Below are 22660 nucleotides of genomic sequence, written 5' to 3'. Positions count from 1 at the left end.
CCGCCGAAGTCATTTTATTTCTTTAATTCATTTAAAAGACCTTCAATACGTTGGATATGCCTTCCATAATAACGGTGAAACCACAGTCTTCCGGATAAAAACAATACAAATAACCCTATAATGACCGAGCCTATCAATATAACGGCAATTTTTGTCTCGCTTAAAGGTTTAGGCCAGGGGATAAACTCCAGGACGATAAGTATTTCGCACACCAGAAAAGGAGCAAAACTGATATAATAAGAAAGGTAATACTGTTTATTTAAATTAAACTGGGTAACCAGATCTTTCAGGGCATCATAGGTCTTCAGTTCCGTATTGCTTATCTCATTGTAAAGTTTAAAAAATTTACTAAAAAAGAAAACCGTGACAATAAGCATAGAAGCAATTAATACGGTAATATACAACTGAAGCTTAAAAGGTCGGCATACCGAGCAAACCATAAAGGCAAAAATAAAAATCCCTATTATCCACCAAAACTCCTGACGCATATTTTTACGCATTTTTTCAAGTGGAAGATTAATTTTATTTCTTTGCTCAATGCTTATCTCCGGGGTCTCCTCTGTAATATCATCATTCCAGGTATTTTTCAATTCGTCTATATTCATTGGTTTGTTGATTTAATGATTATTTAAATTTAATTTGAGCCTAAAATATCTTTAAGTTTATTTTTTGCTCTGTTCATTTTCACCCTTACGTTTCCTTCAGAAATACCCATCTGTTCAGCGATTTCTTTTCCTGAAAAATCTTCCAGATAATAAAAAATAAAAGCTTTATCAATAGGATTCAGCTGATGAATGGCTTTATACATTTTAGCTAATCTTTCCTCTTTATGATAGTCATACTCCTCCTGGGCTATGATATAATTGGAAAAGTCATTATTAGTAATAAAACTTCTTCTTTTCTCAGATTTAAGGAAAATAATAGCGGTGTTTAAAGCAATCCTGTAGAGCCAGGTTGAAAATTCACTATGCCCGCGAAAGCTGGGATATGCTTTCCAGAGCTGGTATGTAATTTCCTGAAAAAGATCATCCCGGTCTTCTTTTTCAGACATATACATCTTAGAAATCTTAAAAATGATTCCTTTATGTTTTGTTATCTTATTCAAAAACTCTTGCTCTAGTGGGGCCATAGCTTGTTAGTCTACAGAGTTAGTTTCGGTTTAAAAAAAATGTTACAGAAATTTAGAAAAAAATAAAAAAACCTGACAGAAATTCTGTCAGGTGCCTCATTGTGTGTGTTTTTTAATCTTACTCAATAGCTATTTGTTCCAATAGTATCTTGTCCGAAATAATAATTTTCACAGTTAGTAGAAAAAAAACGAAAATGTTACATTTTTTTTCTAAAAATCTACCATAAAAACCTTAATACATTGATTTATAACACTTACCATTTATTGATTTCAGAGAGAAAAAACGTTAATTCAGCCGGTCTAAAGCTTTTTGCAGGGTATTCACATTAATAAAATCAAGTTTTGCACCTATAATGATAAAGACAAAAAGAACAAGCGTCAAAAACAAAATAATGAATATATAGACTGATACAAACCAAATTACTGTATTCAGAATGTTCCCTTTAATTCCAAACTTGTTCATAAAAAATCTCTGAGAACGTTCAAACCACGATTTTTTCTTCTTTACCGCTATGGGAACGCCATCTATTCCGTTAAGCTCATCGATCAGCTGTATAACATCTTCTATATATCTTCCATACATATAATAGATCCAGTATTTGATAATAAAAAAGACCAGTAAAAGGGTAATGAGAAAACTGATCCCGAAAATAGCCAGGTTATACTCCATATCGAAATGGAAATTAACTTTAATCAGAGATAAAAGGAAGGCCAGCGGGATATAGGAGATATAGTATGAAATATAAATTTCCTTTGATATTAAAAGCTGAGCTTTTAAATTAAAAAGATCATAATTGGTATTGATACTGTTTTTTTGTAATAATTTGTAAAGTATAAGAAAACGGGAGTAAAAATAAACAATAAAAGCAACCGTCAAAACAGTGACGAAAGTGGATATCGTTTTAATATTAGAATCAGGAGAAGCAAAAGGAAAACTGGTCAATAGCATAGGCAATGTAATAACCATCAGCCAAAATTCAGTTTTCATATTGATTTTCAACATTTGCAGCGGAGAATGGATCTCCCGCTGTTTTTCCAAAGAAATTTCAGGCGGTTCCTGCCTGTTATCTTTACTCCAAAGATCTTTAAAATTGTCTAGCTCCATGTTATTACGGTTTAATTTGAACCAGATTGCTGTTTACCAATAATCTCTTTTAATTTCGCTTTTGCTCTTTTAAGTTTTACTCTTGCATTCACTTCGGTAATTCCTAATTGAAGGGCTATTTCTTTTCCGGGAAAATCTTCCAAAAAGAAAAAGATCAAAGCTTTATCAATTGGACTCAGCTGATGAATCGCTTCATACATCATCTTCATATTCTGGTCATCTGTATCATTATAAGGCTCCTGCTGAGCCCCTAACCCATCCACATTTTGGTTCCTGATAAAACTACGCTTTTTTTCACTTCTCAGAAATACAATAGCCGTATTAAGCGCAGTTCTATACAACCATGTAGAGAAATCACTCCTTCTCTGGAAATCTCCATATGATTTCCACGCCTGGTAAATGATCTCCTGATAAAGATCATTCTGGTCGTCCCAGTTATCCATATACATTTTAGAGATCTTGAAAATAACACCTTTATGTTTTTCAATTTTCTCTAAAAATTCTTTTTCCAGTGAAGACATGATTTACAAACTAATCCTTAAAGTAACATTTCAACAAAAATGCAACTTTCATATAACACAAAAACTAAAATTCCAGCCTTTAAGTTAAAAAATCCTTAAAAAATAAAGAAGTTTATTAAGGATTTTTATTTTATGTTAAATCAGGATCAGAATTTCATCTAGAAAATATAATCTGTGCTTAAAAAGTTGGAATCATGATCTCTAACAATAGTATTGAGTAATTCTTTGTTGGATTCTGTAAGTTTTGCTGCTACCAGGGATCTTATAGAGAATGAGCGAAGGGCATCAAAAACAGAAAGTGTACCTTCGGCACTGTCTTTTCTTCCGGTAAAAGGAAAAACATCGGGTCCACGCTGTGCCTGACAATTGATGTTAACACGGCTTACAAGATTCACAAATGGATCAATCAGTCTGGAAACTTCCTGTGGATCTTCACTGAAAATGCTCACCTGCATCCCATGAGAAGCATTCACCTGATATTCTATAGGTTCTTCAATCTCTTCAAACGGTACTACAGGAATTATAGGTCCAAATTGTTCTTCATGATACAGTTTCATCTCACTGTTCACAGGATAAACCACCGCCGGGAATACAAAAGATTCTTCGGTATAGCCTCCCTGTATATTTAAAACTGATGCTCCTTTTGCCAATGCATCATCAATACATTCTTTTAAATAAGGAGGTTTATTCACTTCAGGAAGTGGAGTTACCTTTACATCTTTTTCCCAGGGAAGTCCCGGCTTTAGAGCAGAAACAGCCTCACTTAGTTTGGCCGTAAACTCTGCTGCAATTTCTTTCTGAACAAATATCAGTTTTAATGCAGTACAACGTTGTCCGTTAAAGGAAAGTGCCCCCAGAATACATTCACTCACGGCCACGTCAAGGTTAGCATGTTTAGTAACAATAGCGGCATTTTTAGCATCCAGGCTTAGAATAGCCCGTAAACGGTTAACTTTCGGATGTAATTTCTTCAATCCATTCGCTACTTTACTGGAACCAATGAAAGCCAGTACATTCACCTTTCCGCTTTCCATAATCGGAGTGATGATTTCCGAACCCTTTCCATACAGCGTGTTCACGGTTCCTTTTGGGAAAGCTTCTTTAAATGCTTTCAACAGAGGATAATGAGCCAGTACTCCATGTTTCGGTAACTTAAATAAGATTGTATTTCCCATGATCAGGGCAGGAATCAGTGTAGTAAAAATCTCATTCAAAGGATAATTGAACGGCCCCATACTCAAAACAACACCCAATGGTGCTCTTCTGATCTGCGCGATCGTTCCTTCAGCCTGCTGAAAACGGGAAGACTCCCTGTCAAGATCTTTTAATGCATCAATCGTCTGGTTGATATAATCTACGGTACGGTCAAATTCTTTGGTAGAATCAGCCAAGGTTTTCCCAATCTCCCACATGAGTAATTTAATGACCAGATCACGCTGCTGAATCATCAGGTATACGAATTTCTGCATACATTTTATTCTTCCTTCCACAGACATGGTAGGCCACTCTCCTAATCCGTTATTATATGCTTTTACACAGGCATCAAGAACTTCCATTGCTTCTGCCGGTCCTATATTCGGAATACTTCCCAGCAGCTTCCTTTCCAATCCGTTTTCTGTAGGAATACAAACCGGTGAATAAATATTCTGCATTTCTCCTTTCCATTCTACCAGTTCTCCATTAAGCAGATATTCCTTCTGATAGATCTCGGGAACTTTATATTCTTCGGGAATTTCATTTTCACTTTTAAAAATATCCTGAAATGACGATGTGCTGTTCGAGTTCATATTTTCTAAAATTTTAATAATTTGAATGTAATTTTTGAAGAATAAAGGTAGATGTAAAAAACGATTTTAGAATCTATGGTTTAATAGATTTGTTCTATTTGCAAGCTGTTTGAATGAAAATTAACCCAGCTAACTGAAAAAAACAATATTTTTGTTAAAAATAAATTTTCAATGTTTTCAAAAATAGTTTTCAGTACGTTGTTCTTTTTCTCAGCAATTGGTTTTGCTCAAAAATCTAAAGCCATCAATACTGTTTTGTTAAAAGGAACGCCAGTTCGTACTTATTCCAAGTTACCGGATGTACACAAACCGGCACCCAAATTCACCCTTACGGATGTTAATATGAATGACCAGAGCTTGGATGCTTATAAAGGAAGGTATGTGATCCTGAATATTTTTCCAAGTGTGGACACGGGAGTTTGCTCAGCATCTGTTCATCATTTCAATGAGGAGGCAGGAAATCTTCCCAATACGGTAGTTCTTTGTATTTCCAAAGACTTACCTTTTGCTCAAAAAAGATTCTGTGGAGCTGAAGGGATCAACAATGTGGTGATGCTTTCGGATTTCCGTTCAGATTTTGGATGGAATTATGGGGTAGAAATGATAGAATCTTCTATGAAAGGACTTCTCAGCAGGGCTGTTGTAGTGATTGATCCTTCAGGAAATATTATTTATGAAGAGCAGGTACCGGATATTTCTCAGGAACCTAATTATGAAGCAGCTATTGCAGCTGTAAAAAATTAATTTTTACTTTAAAATATTAAAAAATCTCCGGCGATCTTCGATCGCCGGAGATTTTAATTATATCAGTTATCACAACGATAAAACGGCAGCTATTATAATTATTGGAGCTCTCATTATTCTTCATTATGTAAGGAGACGAAGTACCGATCTTCTGCACTATGACTTTTGGGTGCAATAGCTAAAATCTGAAGTACTTCTGTTCCTGTGTTTGTAATTTGATGTACCTTATAAGGTGTTATAGAAAAAGTATCTCCTTTTTTAACACTTTGGACGAATCGATCCATCATTTTCCCATCCTCAAATTGAGCCGTTATAATTTCAGCTTCACCTTCCAGAATATAATATATCTCGATTTTTTCTTTATGATAGTGCCCCGGTAGTGTTTGATCTTTATGTAATTCTATAATAAAAAAAGAATTATCATCGTCACCTGTAAGGAAAACTACTTTTTGATTCATCATTTGGTCTTCAAGACTGTTTTCCAACAATTGCTTAGCATTTACAATCTCCAGCATCTTATATATGACTAAAGTTTTGCATTTCACCATTGCCGAATGACCAGTTTTCTTTTGAATTTTCCAGCAAAGTAATGATTATATTTTGTGGATTTATCTTGGTAGATTCCGAAATTTTTAAAACTATATTTTTATACAGTTTTTCTTTTTGCTCCTTGCTTCTACCAATAGCTGCAATAATTTTAAGAAACAGAATTCCCTGGTCGTGTTTCACTCCCAAATATTGGGTTGGAAAAAACAGCTGAGGAGGCTTCACTCTCTCAACGATGTGAAAATAATCATCAGTTGGAATATTAAAATCTTCGATTAATGCTAAATGAATGGCCTGAGAAATTTGGTTACATTCTTCCTCAGTATAGTTTTCGGATAAAGTAATTCTTACTAAAGGCATTGTATTTATTATTTTGTTACAATACAAAAATCAGAAAGAATAATTACTTATTATCTTGATGTATGTCAAGACTTTTAATTCTCGATAAAGTTTCGGGACGAATTTTAAGATAAGAAGCTATAAGATGTTGAGGAAAATACTGTTCCAGACGAGTTCTTTCATGTATTAATGCTAAATAACGTTCTCTGGCTTTTAATTTAATTAATGAAGTTTCTTTAAAACATTTATTAATAAATAATTCGTCTGCAATTTCTTTAAATATCAAACTCCATTCCTGATGTTGTATCAATTCATTGTATGTTTTTTTTTCAATTACATAAATTTCTGTATCCGAATAGGCTTTTATAAAAGCAGGTGATGGAATCCCAGTTAAAAAACTTCTGTATGATGTTATAATAGATTGCTCATTATATAATTCATTGACAAGCATATTGGCTTCCGAATCTTCAAAATAAGAATATAGAGTACCCTTTTTCACAATGCCTACATAATTACAAATCTCATTTTCTTTTACAAAATAATCATTGCGTTTTAAAGCAATTGTATGGCTAATGTTTATTATTTTTTCTAAAGTTTCAGCTGAAAGCATAGTATTATAAATCTAGGATACAATTTATTTAAAAATTTATTTGTTTCATAGTAAAATCAAAAGTTTAAATATTATTTCAAAGTTTACTGTTATTTCTTTATTTTCTTTTTAGTGCTAATCACAATTACTCCATTTTTAGCTTTCTCACCATATAAAGCAGTTGCTTCATCGCCTTTTACAATTTTCATGTCTTTAATTGAGTTTTGATCAAGGGATGAAAATGATTTATAATCAATTATTTTTCCATCTACAATATATACCGGTTCAATATCTTTCCGATTAATTACTTTCCCTCCTCCAAGTCTCATCCGTCCACGGGCTATACTGTCTTTTCGCACTTCAGGCATTACCACATCTTTTAATTCTGCTATTTCTACAGTATCATTCTTTATATGTTGCTGTGCACTGACGGAAACAAATCCTCCTGTTGTCAAAATAAAACCAACCGCAAATTTTGCAAAAAGTGAATTGACAAAAGAATATTGTAATTCCCTGTTAAGCTGTGATTCATTAAAATTTCCACAAATATTTTCGGAAGGACCGGAAAAAGCATTCATAATTTCTTCATCAGAAGAACTTCTAAAATCTCTGACTGTTTTAGAACAAACGGAACAAAATCTTCCTTTCTCCTCAGGGGGCATATTTCCCCAGTTTTCATGACAGGGTTTTGGTATGGTAATTTTCATAGGATCTTTTCTTATACAGATGCTCTGAGGATAGAAAAGGTTGGAAAAGAATAGTAACTATATCTTTCACGCTCAAATGCAGTACATTTTTTATACCCCAAAACCTCGTTTTCTAAGAAAGAAATGCTCCTCTTCCGGAGAGGTAGATTCGAATGAAAGGAGAAGAAGGGGTAAAACAACCAGCAAAGATCAAAGAAGTTACTATTCTTCATTGGGAAATGCGTTCTTCCAACAAAAAAGGGTAAACATTCATTTTTATTATTGGTAAATTGCGAATACAGAAGTGATTAAAATGGGATTTGAATATAAATTAAAAGCAAAGCTTACAGAGAAACAGACTGCAGAAATTCAGGATTTGCTGGAAAGCTCTGATCTTTTTGAGAAAAAATATGAATATGCCAATCAGCTGTTCCGGGATTTCAGACATGCAGAAAACACTGGTCAACTACCAAATATCAGTATTATTTTTGAAAATGACGGCATTTATATCTGCCAGTATAGTTCTTCTTATGTGTGGACAGATCTTGATGCGTTGAAAATCTACCTAGAGAAAGAACAAATTGCATATGAAATCATAGACTATCAGGATTAAAAATACAGCGACATATACATGAAAATTGAATAAAAAAACCTGCCTCACGGCAGGTTTCTGTTTTTTTAAAACATCATCATTAGGAACCAGTCGTAAGATGAAAATATCGTGGATCCGGATATTGAAATTCAAAATCCAGTTCTGAAATTAATTTTGAGGGAGATATTGTTCTACCCTGGGTAGTACGGTCACCTGAATACGGCAGATCTTTCTGTGCATTGATAATCTCTTCTTTGTTAGGATGCACAGGTGCCACCACATTATAAACTTTGGATTGGGATTGATTCTTCAGCATTTTTTCAACCACTGAACAAATATCTGCATAATGAATATGGTTGACCAACAGATCCAGATTGGATATATTATAATTCTTAAGCAATCTCTGGTCTCCCATTAATCCCGCCAGTCTCAAAATATTAACCTCTGGAAATCTAATTTTTATAATGCTCTCGCTTGGAACCTCATCTGCTGGACGGTCTTCTTCTGTAAATTCTTTTTCAGCATTCGGATAAACTCCCGTAGAGCTCATCAGGTAGACCTGGCCTTTATAATCCCCAAGAAATGCCAGTAAATTCTGAGCTCTCTCATGCAACGGAATTTCAGCACCCCTTATCCCCGAAAACGGAACCGTGATGATTACCGCATCCAGCTCTGGTGCCATAGCCCATTCCTGCATTGTTTCGGATATATCATCGTCCGGAAAGCTGACCTGTGTCACATGGTATCCTTTAGCAGATAAATCTTCTATTTTAGACTCTGATGTGGTCGTTGCAAAAATCTCATATTGCCCGGATAATTTCTCTGCAATATGACTGCCTAGCCAACCACAACCTATAATTCCTATTTTTTTCATTTTTTAATGTATTAGTCTGTTTGTTAAAAACAAATGACAGTCTATGAATCCATCAATACCTCTCCATCTTTCAGAACAAGATATTTCTGCCCTACGTCCTTGGAAGTTTTTTGTAAATCCTCCTGGTCAAATAGCTCAGGAATATAAAATTTCTCATGGGCAAATAATCCGTAATGTATAGGAACCAGCTTTCGGGCATGTAACAGATGTGCCGCGGCAAAAGCTTCTTTCAGATTGAGTGAAGCAGGTACCGGGCTGTATTCCAATCCTATCATTTCAAAATTCACCACAACCCCATTGGCCGGCAAAAATGCATAGTCTATATTCTTATTTTCCTGTCCCAATTTCCAGAACTGATTATGCCAGATCGTATCTCCACCATGAAGAATCTTCGTGTGCAGATCTTCTACAATCCATGAGCTCTGGATCTCTCCCACTCCATCCATTGCAAATACGGGCTTAAAGGTAATATTGTTTTCTGTGAAGGTTTCATTCAGATCCAGAACGACCATCTCAATATCATCCATCACCTTTCTGACAACAGGCTCTAATCCTGAATATACAATCAGTTTTCCCTCCTTTTTCAGACATTTTTTCAAAACACTTTTATCAAAATGATCCAGATGCATATGGGTAAATAGGATATAATCCGCCTCTACCTCATCTGTAAACCTGATCACTTCGTCTACAGCCTCCCCTAACACAGGTTTGTAATAAGAAAAGTCTTCCACTGCATCAATTAAAATTGTTTTATCTTCAGATATCAGTTTTATTCCTGCCCAGTTTAATTTTTGTATTTCCATATTCTTTTTTCAACAAAGGAAAAGACTTATGGAAGGTCAAACAATAAACAAAAGTTAATTAATTCTCTTCCTGATCCGGCTCAGAGAAATCGGAGTAATCCCGATATAAGACGCCAGATATTTCAGGGGAATATGCTGAATGTAATGAGGTTTACTTTTTAATAAGTATTCGTAGAGATCCTGTGGAGTATTTTTCAGCAAAAGCATTTCCCTTTTCATGGCTGCATTCAGCTTCCTGCTCAGGTAGTAATTCTGAACAAAACGACACTCAGGGTTAACGGCAAACATTTCTTTCACCTCTTCCAAAGTGATTTCCCAGGCAAGCCCTCTATCTAAAGATTCATAGACAACACCAGATCCTTTTTCTTCCACAGTGAAAATATCACCGGCAAAAAAGAATTCTGCGGATATTTCAGTATCGATATCCGATGTTGTATTGATATAAAATTTCCGGACCAGCCCCTCTTCTACAAGAAAGGCTTTATTGTCCGGAAATCTGTTTTTTTTTGAAAATTCAACCCTGGCAAATTTTTCCCAAACAGGATCATCATCCTCTACATTAAGGTGTGAAAACAGTTTTTTATTAATAGTTGCCAATGGTATGTATATTATTTATAATAAGTTTTCATCTACAAGATTAGGAAGCGTCACTTTCAGGTTCGGCTCTATTTCCATTGCTCTTTTAATGGCAAACATAGCGCCTTCATTTCTTGCCCAGCTTCTTCTTGAGATTCCGTTGTTAACGTCCCAAAACAGCATAGATTTCAATCTTCTGTCTGCATCGTCACTTCCATCCAACAACATTCCGAAACCTCCGTTGATTACTTCTCCCCAGCCTACACCACCTCCATTGTGAATAGAAACCCAGGTAGCACCACGGAAACTGTCACCAATAACATTATGAATCGCCATATCCGCTGTAAATCTGGAACCATCATAAATATTGGAGGTTTCTCTGTAAGGAGAATCTGTTCCTGATACATCATGATGATCTCTTCCCAATACTACGGGTCCGATCTCTCCATTTTTAATCGCTTTATTGAAAGCCTCAGCAATTTTCATTCTTCCTTCTGCATCTGCGTACAGGATTCTTGCCTGGGAACCTACTACTAATCTGTTTTCCTGAGCTCCCTTGATCCACTGGATATTATCTTTCATCTGCTGCTGAATTTCTTCAGGAGAGTTTTTGATCATTTCTTCCAATACTGTACAGGCAATAGTATCTGTTTTCTGCAGATCTTCCGGTTTTCCGCTGGTACATACCCAACGGAACGGTCCAAAACCATAGTCAAAACACATAGGCCCCATAATATCCTGGACATAACTAGGATATTTAAACTCTCTTCCCAATGTTGGATTTTCAGCCATTACATCTGCTCCTGCTCTGGAGGCTTCCAGTAAGAAGGCATTTCCGTAATCAAAGAAATAAGTACCTTTCTTTGTATGCTTATTGATGGCTGCAGCATGTCTCTTTAAAGTTTCCTGTACTTTCTCTTTGAATAACTCAGGATCTTCAGCCATCATTCTGTTCGATTCCTCAAAACTTTGTCCTACCGGATAATATCCTCCAGCCCATGGATTGTGAAGTGAAGTCTGGTCTGAACCGATATCAATTCTTAAATCTGCTTCATCAAATTTCTCCCAGACATCAACGATATTTCCAAGATAGGCCAAAGAAACAGCTTCTTTATTCTGCTGAGCTTCTCTTACTCTTTGTACCAGTTCATCCAGATTTTCATGAATTTCATTCACCCATTTCTGGTCGTGGCGTATTTTTGTAATCTTTGGATTCACTTCCGCACATACGGTAACGCATCCTGCAATATTTCCAGCCTTTGGCTGAGCACCGCTCATACCTCCTAAACCTGAAGTTACAAAAAGTCCTCCCTGAGGTTCTTTATTTATTTTTCTGAAAGCATTTAAAGCAGTAATTGTTGTCCCATGAACAATTCCCTGTGGACCAATATACATATAGCTTCCTGCTGTCATCTGGCCGTACTGAGTTACCCCCAGTGCATTGAATTTCTCCCAGTCATCCGGTTTTGAGTAGTTCGGAATCATCATTCCGTTGGTCACGACCACTCTTGGAGCATCTTTATGGGATGGGAACAATCCCATCGGGTGTCCTGAATACATCACTAAGGTCTGCTCATCCGTCATTTCAGACAAATATTTTATTGTCAGAAGATATTGTGCCCAGTTTGAAAACACAGCACCATTTCCACCGTAAGTGATCAGTTCATGTGGATGCTGAGCTACCGCATAATCCAGGTTATTCTGAATCATCAGCATGATTGCTTTTGCCTGCTCAGATTTTCCAGGATAATCACTAATCGGCCTCGCCTTCATTTCATAATCCGGACGGAAACGATACATATAGATTCTTCCGTAGTCTTCCAGCTCCTGCTTAAACTCAGGAATTAATGCTGCATGAAACTTGGGATCGAAATAACGTAAGGCATTCTTCAATGCCAGTTTTTTTTCTTCTTCCCCTAGAATTTCTTTACGCTTCGGAGCATGGTTAATATTTGTTTCGTATGGTTTTGGCTGTGGCAGCTGATTAGGTATACCTTGTTGTATTTGTTCTTGAAATGTCATATTGCTATTTAAAGTTCTATGTTTAAACAATGTTTGAAGTTTTAAAGATATTCAAATTATAAAATATCTGCAACAAAACAGGGGAAAAGCTGAATAAGGGTAAAGTAAAAGCGTGAAAGACTAGATTTGCTACATCTATTATCTCTTGTATACTTTTGACCACCCCGTCTTCTCCTTTCAGTCGAAGCCACCCCTCCAAGGGAGGGGAATTTCTTTCCTGGAAAACGAAGTGTTGAGTATAAAAATAAAAAATCTTACCGGAATTAAGACGACAAGCTATATCTGCTACACATATTGAAATAAACACTCCGATTCCCTTCCTCTGGAGGGGTGGATTTCAAAATTCACAGAATTTTGGAAGACGGGGTGGTTCCATAATTCAGAATAATAAATTCTTCGAGCTCTCTCATCACTACACTAAGGTTATTTCTGATATCAAAATCATCTACCCTGAAAACCAACAGTCCTAAAGACTCTAAATATTCCTGTCTGATTCCGTCATAAACTTCTTTCTCATCATGACTTGAACCATCAATTTCAATGACCAATCCTAATGCTTTCACATAGAAATCAACAATATAGTTCCCAATAATTCTTTGTCTGTCAAAATCAATATTGTGAAATACTCTCGCATGAACTTTTTTCCAAAAAAGTACTTCTCCAAGAATGCCTGCTTTCCGTTTTTCTTTCAGTAAGATTATTAAATGAGGATTAAAGGGTAAATTTTCCACGAAATTCCTCTGAATCGGAATGTTCCGTATGTGTGTTAGAATTTGTTCCATTAATGTGTTTTTTTGTTTGACCACCCCGTCTTCTCCTTTCAGTCGAAGCCACCCCTCCAAGGGAGGGGAATATCTTTCTTGGAAAACAAAGTATTGAGTATAAAAATAAAAAATCTTACCGGAATTAAGACGACAAGATATATCTGCTACACATATTGAAATAAAACACTCAGATTCCCCTCCTCTGGAGGGGTGGATTTCAAAATTCACAGAATTTTGGAAGACGGGGTGGTTCCATAATTCAGAATAATAAACTATGGTAATCTTTCTTACCACCCCGTCTTCTCCTTTCAGTCGAAGCCACCCCTCCGGAGGAGGGGAATTTCTTTCCTGGAAAATGAAGTGTTGAGTATAAAAATAAAAAACCTCACTGAAAATCAGTAAGGTTAGTATTTTGGGTTTCAAAACTTAAGTTAAGACATCATCGTTTTCTTCTTCATGATCGTCCTGATTGTCACTGAGACTCCAATAGTTATTTTCTTCATCTTCCGCTCCTATTTCTTCCATATCGTCATCATCTTCAACTCCGGGGATATCCAGTCCTTTATCAATTTTATCATCATCCTCTTCATTTAATATAGGATTTCCGTCTCCATCGAGCGAAATATGTTTTTCCTTGTTAAATATATCTTCGTTGGGATCATAGTCCATGCTTTCCAGCCTTTTATTCTGTTCATTAATATTGTTTTCAGGTGCCATAATGTTTAGGTTTTATTGTTTATATCATAAGAACAAAAATAATTCCAAGTTGCTATATAGTATCAGAATAAACTTCAGGATTGGCACAATGTGGCATTTTTTCTCCTCTTGAAAAGGCAATAATATTTTCGGCAGCCAGCCTTGCCATTCCGTTTCGGGCTTCTATAGTGGCAGAACCGATATGTGGCAGTACGCAGACACTTGAAAGTTCCAAAAGGGGATTCTTTTCAGACATAGGTTCCGGATTGGTAACATCTAAGCCGGCTCCCCAGATCTGTTTTGAGGCCAGTGCTTCGTACAGGTCTTTTTCATTTTGGAAACCTCCCCTTGCTGTATTGATAAAAATAGCATTAGACTTCATTTTCTCAAAAACAGAACTGTTAAAGAGATCTTTCTGTTCGGGAGTAAAATTAGCATGAATACTCAATACATCAGATCTTTTAATGAGTTCTTCAAAAGAAACATACGCTGCTCCCAACTCTTTTTCCGCTTCTTCATTTCGGTGGCGGTTATGATAGATGATTTCCATATCAAAGGCTTTTTGAGATTTCTTAGCCATTTCAAAACCTATCCTCCCTAATCCTAAGATTCCCAAAGTTTTTCCATACAGCTCCTGTCCTAAAGCATGTAAGGGATCAAAGCCTTCCCATTTTCCTTCTTTTACTTTCTGAAAATTGTAACTTGCCCTTCTTGCTACCGACTGCATCAGTAAAAAAGCCACATCGGAAGTAGCTCTGCTCAACACATCAGGTGTATTGCCTATAGGAACATGCCTGTGAGTCGCCTCTTTGATATCCACATGATCGAACCCTACCGAATATAGAGCTATTGCTTTAACATTGGAACATGCTTCAAAAAATTCCCTATTATATTTAAAATCATTTCCTATGCTTAAGAGTGCATCTGCATTCCGGCAGTAGCTTAGCCATTCTTCATGAGAAAGGACTTCATTCTTTGGAAATACTACCTCCAATCCTTCCTGTTCCAGTAGTTTGATCCCTATTTCAGGAATTCTTTTATTTACAAAAACTTTCATTATATCGTTTATTAGTTTACATAAAAAACCTCACTCTGCTACAAGTAAGGTCAAACTTTAATATTAAAAATTATTTCTTTTCATCCGTATGGTTTTTATTTTTCTCCCCGGCTTCTGAAGCCATTTCCTGAATCTCCTCCCAAACTTCTTTTGCTGATTTCTGCGCGTGAGACATAAAACCTTGTTGGGTTGCTTCCTGATTCTTACCTTTCATCTCGTTGAGGTAATCTTTTACTTGCTGAGAATAGCTTTCTACACTATATCCCGGGTTATTATGCAAATTTTTCTGAAGATTACTGAAATCGTGTGATGCCTTGAATCTATTCGTGTCCATAATAATAAGATTTAAGTGATTAGGTTCTAAAGAAGTCCAATTTTCATTCCGAAATGCGTTAAAATATTTTAAATTTTCATGCATTGTATTGCATAAAAAAACGGACTAAGGTCCGTTTCTATTTGATTAAATGGTATAAAATTGAGAGGTAAGACATCTCCTCTTACTTCCATTTCTCTTATTGATTGGTGCTTCCCAGCATAGGAACAAATTTATAAGCTCCAAATTCTTCTTTTTCAAACTCAGTAGGTCCTATTTTTGTAAATCTATACAATACCTGTTCGTCTGTTGGTCCCAGAGGAATAACCATTTTACCGCCTACATTCAATTGTTTCAACAATTCTGTAGGTAAGGTTGATGCCCCACAGGTCACAATGATTTTATCAAAAGGAGCAAACGTTGGAAGTCCTGCAAAACCATCACCAAAGCTTTGAAATTTTGGAAACAAGTGCATCTCCCTAAGTTTCTTTTTAGAGAAATCAAAAAGGTCTTTTTGTCTTTCCACAGTATATACATGGGCCTTCATTGCCAGTAAGACAGCGGTCTGATATCCGCATCCCGTACCTATTTCCAGTACTTTTTCTCCTGCTTTTACCTGTAGCAATTCCGACTGTTCCGCTACCGTTGAAGGGTGCGAAATGGTCTGATGTGCCAGAATCGGGAAAGCCCGGTCTTCATAGGCAAAATCTTCAAAAATGCTTTCGATAAAAAGGTGTCTCGGAACTTCACTCATTGCCCGGAGTACATTTTCATCTGAAATTCCAATTCTCCGTTGAAGATATTCAACTAAAATCTTTCTTTTTCCTTTATGTACAAACGAATCCTGCATTTGACAAAAGTAATAAATTAGAAATTAGATTTCAGAGATTCCCACAAAGAATTATCCACAAAAAACTAATTTCTGGCTTCTACAATCTAACTTCTTTCTTATCTTTACAAAAATATATTACAACTATGTTAAAAGCAGGTTTGGTAGGTGCCGGACACTTGGGGAAAATACATTTAAGACTTCTTAATCAATCAGATAGATATGAGCTTGTAGGTTTCCACGATAAAGATGTTGAAAACGGAAAAAAAATAGAGGCCGAATTCGGATATAAATATTTTGAAAATTTTGAGGAATTACTGAGCCAGATTGATATGCTGGACATTGTTACACCAACGGTTTATCATTATGATTATGCTTTAAAAGCCATTGAAAAAAAACTGCATTTCTTCATTGAAAAACCTGTTACACAAACGCTTGAGCAGGCAGAAGAGATTTTACGATTATGTCTTGAAAACAACATTAAAGCACAGGTAGGACATGTTGAAAGATACAATCCCGCTTTTATTGCCACTAAAGAATATATCAAAAATCCAATGTTTATTGAAATCCACAGACTGGCAGAGTTTAATCCGCGAGGAACGGATGTTTCTGTGGTTTTGGACCTTATGATCCACGATTTGGATATTTTATTGAGTATGGCAAAATCCAAGGTAAAAAACATCCATGCAAGTGGTGTTTGTGTGGTGAGTAAGACTCCGGATATCGCCAATGCCAGAATAGAATTTGAAAATGGATGTGTGGCCAACCTTACCACTTCAAGAATTTCTATGAAAGCTATGAGAAAAAGCCGATTCTTCCAGAAAGATGCTTATATCTCTGTTGATTTTCTGGAGAAAAAAGCTGAAGTCATCAGAATGAAAGATGCTCCTGAAAACCCTACTCCATTTGATATGATTATTGAAAATGCAGATGGAGAAAAAAATCAGATCCTTTTTGAATATCCCAACATTGAACCCAATAATGCCATTTTGGATGAATTAAATTCTTTTGCAGATGCTATTACAGGTGATAAAAATGTGGAAGTTTCTCTTGAGGACGGAACTGAGGCATTAAAAGTCGCTTTAGAGATCGTAAGACTGATCAGTTAAAGAATGAAAATAAAATCTGCTTTGTTTACATTAGCAGCTATTACAATACTATCTTGTAATCAGAAGAAAAATGGTTACGAGATAGATTGTAATGATCAAAAAAAGCAGGCTCAGAATCAATTCAATTATCAAAATTATACATGGACTGTTTTTTCCGGACAGGGCTATGACTATCTTGGCGAGCAAGAGTTCATACAACGTCTGAATCAAAATCAGATCAAAACAAAAATACTTCATATAACCTGTATCCCAAGTCCTAACGAGAGGTATGAAAATTGTGGAGAAATTGAGATGAACAGGCTCATTGAGAAAAAGTTCGGGGAAAATTTCATCGATTCTCTACGGTATATTGCAAAGCAAGATTTTGCAAAAAATCATCCTGAAGAAATTTTTTCTTATGAACATTGTGACAAAGTATCACGTTATCCTAATTCTACAGCAGATCATCAATTTGAGAAAATTGAAACAGATTATTTTTCACGCTACCCTTCCCCTGCAAAATATATTGGTAAAAACAATGATTTTGACTCTTACACTTCCTGCTCTTTTATCATCAGTAAAAACGGAGGAATTAAAGATTTATCAGTAAAAAGTCATTTTCAAAACAAAAAAAATAATATATTTGAAAAACAATTCAACAAACAATTAAAAGATTTTGTTTTACAGACTCAATGGATTTCCGGCAAAATAAATGGACTGAATGTGGACTCTTATTTTAATGTCACCATTTATTATGATTAAATTCTAACATATTCCTTAAAATCAAAAACTACTATGAAAAAAAACATTCTATTCTCCGCCTTATTATTGTCTCAATTTGGGACATCGCAATTATTAAAAACCTCAGGGCAGAAAATCGTTAATGATAAAGGTGAAAATATTCAGCTGAGGGGGCTGGGCCCTGGTGGCTGGATGCTTCAGGAAGGTTATATGCTGAAAACAGCTGATTTTGCAGGTCCTCAATACAAAATAAAGGAAAAAATTGCCGAACTCATTGGCGAGGATGGGATGAATGAATTCTATAAAGCCTATTGGAAAAATGGAATTACTAAGCAGGATATCGATTTTTTAGCAAAGGCAGGTTTCAATTCGATACGTCTTCCGATGCACTATAATCTGTATACACTTCCTATTGAAAAAGAATCTGTAAAAGGCAAAAATACATGGCTGGAAGAGGGTTTTAAAATGACAGATGATCTTCTTCAATGGTGTGCAGCCAATAAGATATACCTGATTCTTGATCTTCATGCGGCACCTGGAGGTCAGGGGAACGATGTCAATATTTCTGATAATGATAAATCCAAACCCTCTCTTTGGGAAAATGAAGAAAACCAGAAGAAAACTATTGCTCTCTGGAAAAAACTCGCTGACCGGTATAAGGACAGTCCCTGGATTGGGGGCTACGATCTGATCAATGAGCCTAATATTAACTTTACGGGGAAAAATCCCAATGGAACAGACGAAATGTCAAACGCTCCGCTTTGGAAGCTGCAGAAAGATATCACCACTGCCATCCGGGAAGTAGATAAGAAACATATTATTTTTATTGAAGGAAATGGCTGGGGCAACAATTATAACGGATTGACACCCATCTGGGATGACAATATGGTTTTCAGCTTTCATAAGTACTGGAACTATAATGATGACCAAACGTTGAAATTTGCTTTAGATCTTAGAGAAAAATACAATATGCCGATCTGGCTTGGGGAAACCGGCGAAAATTCAAATGTCTGGTTTACAGAACTGATCCAGCTTTTGGACAAACATAATATCGGATATGCCTTCTGGCCCATGAAAAAGATAGATAATATTGCAGGAATCACCAATGTGAAAACCACTCCTGAATATGAAAAACTATTGGAGTATTGGAAAAACGGAGGTGAAAAACCTTCTAAAGACTATGCTAAAAAGGCATTAATGCAGATTGCCGAGAATTATAAGTTGAGCAATACCGAAATTAAAAATGATGTCATTGATGCCATGTTCAGACAGGTAACCGATCCATCTACAAAACCGTTTAAGAATCACCTGATTCCGGGAAGAATTTTCGCTTCAGATTATGATTTGGGAAGAATGGGAGCTGCTTATCTGGATAAGGACTTTATCAATCTCTGGGTAAGTGATCCAGCCAAAAGATCAGAATGGAATTCCGGCCAGCAGATGAGAAATGATGGTGTAGATCTCTATAAGTGTACTGATGCGATCACAAATCAGTATTATGTAGGTAAAACAGAATCCGGAGAATGGCTTCAGTATACAGTTGCATCAAAAGCTGACAAAAATTATACTTTTAGCATCCGATATGCTGCTGAGAGCAATTCCAACATAAAAATTGAAACCGCTTCAGGAAAGCTACTGGCTTCTGTGCCTTTAGATTCCAGTGGAGGAAAAGAAAACTGGAAAACAGTATCTGTAAAAAATATCCGCCTTCAGAAAGGAGAAAACAAAATCAGGATATTCTTCGAAAACGGTGGCGCCAATCTCAATTATTTTGAAATAAAATAGCAATAATTATCTTAAATTGCAGATCCCTTTTAGTTTTTTAAAAGGGATCTTTTTAATTCTATTATTATGAAAAAAATAGCATTTATTTTTCTCTTTATTTCGGCATTTATATCAGCACAAAAATCAATATTGGAACAAAAAATAAACACTGTCACCCAAGGTAAAAATGCCACGGTGGGAGTTTCTGTTCTTGATTTTGACAATAAATTCAGGTATAGTAAATATGGAGATCAAAAATTTCCGATGCAGAGTGTTTTCAAATTTCACATCGCAGCAGCTATTTTGAATTTTGTAGATCAGGGGAAGCTTTCGCTGAATCAGAAAGTTTTGCTGGATTCATCAAATTTACTGGAAGACACGTGGTCTCCACTTCGCGATAAATACCCTAATGGGAATATTGAAGTTCCTTTAAGTGAAATTCTTGAGCTTACAGTGGCCAGAAGTGATAATAATGGCTGTGATATCATGTTGAAAATTATTGGGCGGCCCCCAAACTGTTCAAAAATTCATGGATTCTAAAGGGATAAAGGGTTTCCAGATCAAGTATAACGAAGCGGAAATGCATCAGAACTGGAATGTTCAGTACGAAAATTACAGTACTCCCAATTCGGCAGTGGATGTTCTGAAAAAATTTTATGACGGAAAACTATTATCAAAAAAATCTACGGATTATCTGATGAAGGTGATGCTTTCGACTTCAACCGGATTAAACAAAATGGTTGAACAGCTTCCCAAAAACACTCCTGTAGCCAGGAAAACGGGAGCTTCCGGAAAAAATAAAGACGGCTTAACCGGTGCTGAAAACGAAATTGGAATCATCACTTTGCCCAATGGAAAACATTACGCAATTGCTGTATTTGTCAGTAATTCAATGGAAACAGATGCCGTAAACTGCAAAATGATCTCGGACATTTCAAAGGAGGTTTGGGATTATTTTAATAAATAAAATTTTAAGCTTATTTTTAGAGTCAATTTAACATGAAAAAAATAATACTAACAGCAGCCCTATCTTGTTTCACATTCTTTTATTCTCAAAAGAATCAAAACTATCTGCAAATCGGCTATGCGAGTGTCTGCTGTGGCCCACCTTCCGAGAAACCTGTCATCAGCTATCTCAAAGAGTTTAAGAAAAAAAATCAGATAAAATCTCTGGAAATATTGATACAGAGTGGTATGGGAAGAGAAGGTGAATTTAATGTGTACGTAGGTACCGATTACCTTAGTGTCAACCAAAAGAGCCGTCTTATAAGAGGCCTTATGGCTACCGTTTCCAATCAAAACAACAGAAGGGAACAAAAAAGCAATGGTCTTGTAAATTTTAATTCAGAAATCACAGTAAAGCAACAAGACATCAATACTAAAAATCTAACTATCTATAAAAAATAAAGGAAAATGATCAAAAACATTGTAGTTATAGGAGCAGGAACCATGGGGAATGGTATTGCACATACTTTCGCACAAAGCGGTTTTAAAGTAAACCTGGTAGATGTATCTCAGGAAGCTTTAGACAGAGGATTAAAAACCATTACTACGAATCTTGACAGAATAATTGCAAAGGGAAACCTTACTGAGGAGCAAAAAGCGGAAACATTAGGAAACATCAGTACTTTTACAGCACTTAATGATGCGGTAGGAGCAGCTGACCTTGTGGTAGAAGCGGCTACTGAAAACCTTGATCTGAAATTAAAGATCTTTGGTCAGATGGATGAGCTGGCTCCTGCAGGCTGTATCCTGGCTACCAACACCTCTTCCATTTCCATCACTAAAATTGCAGCAGCTACCAAGAGAGCTGATAAAGTTATTGGAATGCACTTTATGAACCCGGTTCCTATTATGAAACTGGTAGAGATCATTAAAGGATATTCTACCTCTAAAGAAACCTTTGATGCGATCTATGAAATGAGTAAATCGTTAGGTAAAGTTCCTGTGGAGGTGAATGACTATCCTGGTTTTGTAGCCAACAGAATTTTGATGCCTATGATTAATGAGTCTATTGAAACTCTTTACAACGGAGTAGCCGGAGTAGAAGAAATCGATACGGTAATGAAATTAGGTATGGCACATCCTATGGGTCCACTTCAATTGGCAGACTTCATCGGGCTTGATGTATGCCTTGCGATCCTGAATGTCATGTATGATGGTTTCAAAAATCCTAAATACGCTCCAAACCCATTGCTTGTAAACATGGTAACAGCAGGGAAACTGGGCGTAAAATCAGGGGAAGGCTTCTACGATTATTCTGAAAGTAAAAAAGCCGAAAAAGTTTCAAAAATGTTTTTGAAATAATTTTAAGTCAATAATTTTATTTATCTTTGAACCAGTTAAAACATTAAAAAAATGAAATTACCAAAGTTTTTATTAGCAGATAATTCGGAATTTCCAGAAGATTTATTCGTAGTTCACACAGAATATCCAAGATTTATCTTAAACGTTGAGGAAGAAGAAGTTGAGTGGTTAGATGATCTTGAGGGTGACGATGAAGAAACTATGGCAGACGAGGCTACGAAAGTGGTAGAAGCAGCATTCAAATGGTGCGATGAAGAGTTGGCTAAGTACGACGAAGAAGAGGAAGATTAATAACAATCTAAACATAAAAAAGGAACTCAATTGAGTTCCTTTTGTTTTTTTATTCCGTTTTATTGAATTTCAATAATAAAAGATTGTCTTTATACAATTCTAAGGTATTCCCTGAAATTACATATTTGTTTGCTTTTGCCATCATATCCATAAAGTTCTGCTCCACGCTAATGTTGGCACACATCATTTTTGTAGATCCCATCTGGCCTGCAGTGAAACCTCCTGAAGACGGATCTACTGTAGCTGTTCCAAAATAGTTATTACAACCTGCATTCCCTGTGATCTTTTCTCCTTCAATATTCAGTGTTGGAATTTTACCTTTTACATTATCAGCCAATGTCCATTTTGTATTGGCAAGAGCCGGCTGGGCTTTTCCTACTTTAGAAGCGGAAGGGCTGGTCATGGTTCCACATGATGCCAATACTGCTGCTGTACATATACTTAAAAAAAGATTTTTCATTTTTTTCTTTTTGAATTAATCAAATTTACGGATTTTA

The 22660-nt window shown here is 36.0% G+C and carries 27 protein-coding genes and 1 pseudogene; 9 read left to right on the top strand and 19 right to left on the bottom strand.

The features are described from left to right. Nucleotides 1-14: 14 nt before the first annotated feature. From JML65_RS02645 to JML65_RS02625, 5 genes are all read right to left on the bottom strand, one after another. On the bottom strand, nt 15-605 hold the full coding sequence (locus tag JML65_RS02645) for a hypothetical protein (protein ID WP_047486108.1): 591 nt from the start codon (nt 603-605) through the stop codon (nt 15-17). A 29-nt stretch (nt 606-634) separates the two neighbouring features. Continuing rightward, on the bottom strand, nt 635-1129 hold the full coding sequence (locus tag JML65_RS02640; RefSeq protein ID WP_047486109.1) for an RNA polymerase sigma factor: 495 nt from the start codon (nt 1127-1129) through the stop codon (nt 635-637). Between the two features lie 286 nt (nt 1130-1415). Further along, complete coding sequence (locus JML65_RS02635) at nt 1416-2234, bottom strand: hypothetical protein (RefSeq protein ID WP_202269825.1); 819 nt, start codon at nt 2232-2234, stop codon at nt 1416-1418. An 11-nt stretch (nt 2235-2245) separates the two neighbouring features. After that, nucleotides 2246-2755: an RNA polymerase sigma factor gene (locus tag JML65_RS02630; protein WP_084087737.1), complete on the bottom strand. Its 510-nt coding sequence runs from the start codon at nt 2753-2755 to the stop codon at nt 2246-2248. A gap of 158 nt (nt 2756-2913) precedes the next feature. After that, nucleotides 2914-4542 (bottom strand): NADP-dependent glyceraldehyde-3-phosphate dehydrogenase, encoded by a 1629-nt coding sequence (locus JML65_RS02625; protein ID WP_202269824.1) that lies wholly within the window; start codon nt 4540-4542, stop codon nt 2914-2916. Nucleotides 4543-4785: 243 nt separating this feature from the next. On the opposite strand from JML65_RS02625, the gene tpx reads away from it, so the two are divergent. Then, nucleotides 4786-5286 (top strand): thiol peroxidase, encoded by a 501-nt coding sequence (gene tpx, locus JML65_RS02620; protein ID WP_373866358.1) that lies wholly within the window; start codon nt 4786-4788, stop codon nt 5284-5286. 113 nt (nt 5287-5399) lie between these two features. Here the strand turns inward: tpx and JML65_RS02615 are convergent, their stop codons facing one another. The 4 genes from JML65_RS02615 to JML65_RS02600 form a co-directional block, all read right to left on the bottom strand. Next, nucleotides 5400-5801, bottom strand: coding sequence for a cupin domain-containing protein (locus JML65_RS02615; RefSeq protein WP_202269823.1), 402 nt, complete (start codon nt 5799-5801; stop codon nt 5400-5402). A 1-nt stretch (nt 5802) separates the two neighbouring features. Further along, nucleotides 5803-6192 (bottom strand): tautomerase family protein, encoded by a 390-nt coding sequence (locus JML65_RS02610; RefSeq protein ID WP_202269822.1) that lies wholly within the window; start codon nt 6190-6192, stop codon nt 5803-5805. 43 nt (nt 6193-6235) lie between these two features. Then, nucleotides 6236-6781 carry a Crp/Fnr family transcriptional regulator gene (locus JML65_RS02605; RefSeq protein WP_084087746.1) on the bottom strand — a complete coding sequence of 182 codons (546 nt, stop codon included), beginning with the start codon at nt 6779-6781 and terminating at the stop codon, nt 6236-6238. Between the two features lie 89 nt (nt 6782-6870). Beyond that, nucleotides 6871-7467 (bottom strand): hypothetical protein, encoded by a 597-nt coding sequence (locus JML65_RS02600; protein WP_202269821.1) that lies wholly within the window; start codon nt 7465-7467, stop codon nt 6871-6873. Nucleotides 7468-7759: 292 nt separating this feature from the next. On the opposite strand from JML65_RS02600, the gene JML65_RS02595 reads away from it, so the two are divergent. Beyond that, nucleotides 7760-8059 (top strand): hypothetical protein, encoded by a 300-nt coding sequence (locus tag JML65_RS02595; protein WP_202269820.1) that lies wholly within the window; start codon nt 7760-7762, stop codon nt 8057-8059. A gap of 79 nt (nt 8060-8138) precedes the next feature. On the opposite strand, the gene JML65_RS02590 is transcribed toward JML65_RS02595, so the two are convergent. The 9 genes from JML65_RS02590 to JML65_RS02550 all read right to left on the bottom strand — a co-directional run bounded on the left by JML65_RS02590 (nt 8139) and on the right by JML65_RS02550 (nt 15993). Further along, nucleotides 8139-8912, bottom strand: a complete 774-nt coding sequence (locus JML65_RS02590; RefSeq protein WP_202269819.1) for an NAD-binding protein — start codon at nt 8910-8912, stop codon at nt 8139-8141. Between the two features lie 41 nt (nt 8913-8953). After that, nucleotides 8954-9715, bottom strand: coding sequence for an MBL fold metallo-hydrolase (locus JML65_RS02585; RefSeq protein WP_202269818.1), 762 nt, complete (start codon nt 9713-9715; stop codon nt 8954-8956). Nucleotides 9716-9769: 54 nt separating this feature from the next. Further along, nucleotides 9770-10312 (bottom strand): Crp/Fnr family transcriptional regulator, encoded by a 543-nt coding sequence (locus JML65_RS02580; protein WP_202269817.1) that lies wholly within the window; start codon nt 10310-10312, stop codon nt 9770-9772. Nucleotides 10313-10327: 15 nt separating this feature from the next. After that, nucleotides 10328-12313: a urocanate hydratase gene (locus JML65_RS02575; RefSeq protein ID WP_047486132.1), complete on the bottom strand. Its 1986-nt coding sequence runs from the start codon at nt 12311-12313 to the stop codon at nt 10328-10330. A gap of 344 nt (nt 12314-12657) precedes the next feature. Further along, entirely contained in the window at nt 12658-13095 is a 438-nt protein-coding gene (locus tag JML65_RS02570; RefSeq protein ID WP_202269816.1) for an endonuclease domain-containing protein, read from the bottom strand. Nucleotides 13096-13503: 408 nt separating this feature from the next. Next, nucleotides 13504-13794 (bottom strand): hypothetical protein, encoded by a 291-nt coding sequence (locus JML65_RS02565; protein WP_047486134.1) that lies wholly within the window; start codon nt 13792-13794, stop codon nt 13504-13506. A 52-nt stretch (nt 13795-13846) separates the two neighbouring features. Further along, nucleotides 13847-14830 (bottom strand): 2-hydroxyacid dehydrogenase, encoded by a 984-nt coding sequence (locus tag JML65_RS02560; RefSeq protein ID WP_202269815.1) that lies wholly within the window; start codon nt 14828-14830, stop codon nt 13847-13849. A gap of 70 nt (nt 14831-14900) precedes the next feature. Then, entirely contained in the window at nt 14901-15164 is a 264-nt protein-coding gene (locus JML65_RS02555; protein WP_202269814.1) for a prevent-host-death protein, read from the bottom strand. A gap of 178 nt (nt 15165-15342) precedes the next feature. Beyond that, nucleotides 15343-15993: a protein-L-isoaspartate(D-aspartate) O-methyltransferase gene (locus tag JML65_RS02550; protein ID WP_047486138.1), complete on the bottom strand. Its 651-nt coding sequence runs from the start codon at nt 15991-15993 to the stop codon at nt 15343-15345. A 125-nt stretch (nt 15994-16118) separates the two neighbouring features. Between JML65_RS02550 and JML65_RS02545 the strand changes: the two genes are divergently transcribed. From JML65_RS02545 to JML65_RS02515, 7 genes and pseudogenes are all read left to right on the top strand, one after another. After that, the gene (locus JML65_RS02545) at nt 16119-17081 is read left to right on the top strand and encodes a Gfo/Idh/MocA family protein (protein ID WP_047486142.1); all 963 of its coding nucleotides are present in this window, start codon (nt 16119-16121) and stop codon (nt 17079-17081) included. 3 nt (nt 17082-17084) lie between these two features. Beyond that, the gene (locus JML65_RS02540; protein WP_202269813.1) at nt 17085-17822 is read left to right on the top strand and encodes a hypothetical protein; all 738 of its coding nucleotides are present in this window, start codon (nt 17085-17087) and stop codon (nt 17820-17822) included. 33 nt (nt 17823-17855) lie between these two features. After that, a complete protein-coding gene (locus tag JML65_RS02535; protein ID WP_202269812.1) occupies nt 17856-19586 on the top strand; it encodes a cellulase family glycosylhydrolase in 1731 nt (576 codons plus the stop codon). A gap of 174 nt (nt 19587-19760) precedes the next feature. Beyond that, a pseudogene (bla-A, locus tag JML65_RS02530) lies at nt 19761-20532 on the top strand (CGA/CIA family class A beta-lactamase). A 32-nt stretch (nt 20533-20564) separates the two neighbouring features. Then, nucleotides 20565-20972: a hypothetical protein gene (locus JML65_RS02525; protein ID WP_202269811.1), complete on the top strand. Its 408-nt coding sequence runs from the start codon at nt 20565-20567 to the stop codon at nt 20970-20972. 9 nt (nt 20973-20981) lie between these two features. After that, nucleotides 20982-21872 (top strand): 3-hydroxybutyryl-CoA dehydrogenase, encoded by an 891-nt coding sequence (locus tag JML65_RS02520; protein WP_174772389.1) that lies wholly within the window; start codon nt 20982-20984, stop codon nt 21870-21872. A gap of 51 nt (nt 21873-21923) precedes the next feature. Continuing rightward, nucleotides 21924-22163: a hypothetical protein gene (locus JML65_RS02515; protein ID WP_002977986.1), complete on the top strand. Its 240-nt coding sequence runs from the start codon at nt 21924-21926 to the stop codon at nt 22161-22163. A 49-nt stretch (nt 22164-22212) separates the two neighbouring features. On the opposite strand, the gene JML65_RS02510 is transcribed toward JML65_RS02515, so the two are convergent. Then, nucleotides 22213-22623, bottom strand: a complete 411-nt coding sequence (locus JML65_RS02510; RefSeq protein ID WP_047486152.1) for an META domain-containing protein — start codon at nt 22621-22623, stop codon at nt 22213-22215. Nucleotides 22624-22660 lie beyond the last annotated feature (37 nt).

Origin of the sequence: Chryseobacterium sp. KMC2 (assembly GCF_016756935.1) — a bacterium.
Classification (GTDB): domain Bacteria; phylum Bacteroidota; class Bacteroidia; order Flavobacteriales; family Weeksellaceae; genus Chryseobacterium; species Chryseobacterium rhizosphaerae.
Note: the sequence above shows the minus strand (reverse complement) of the source record. Positions and strands in the feature narration are given on the sequence as shown.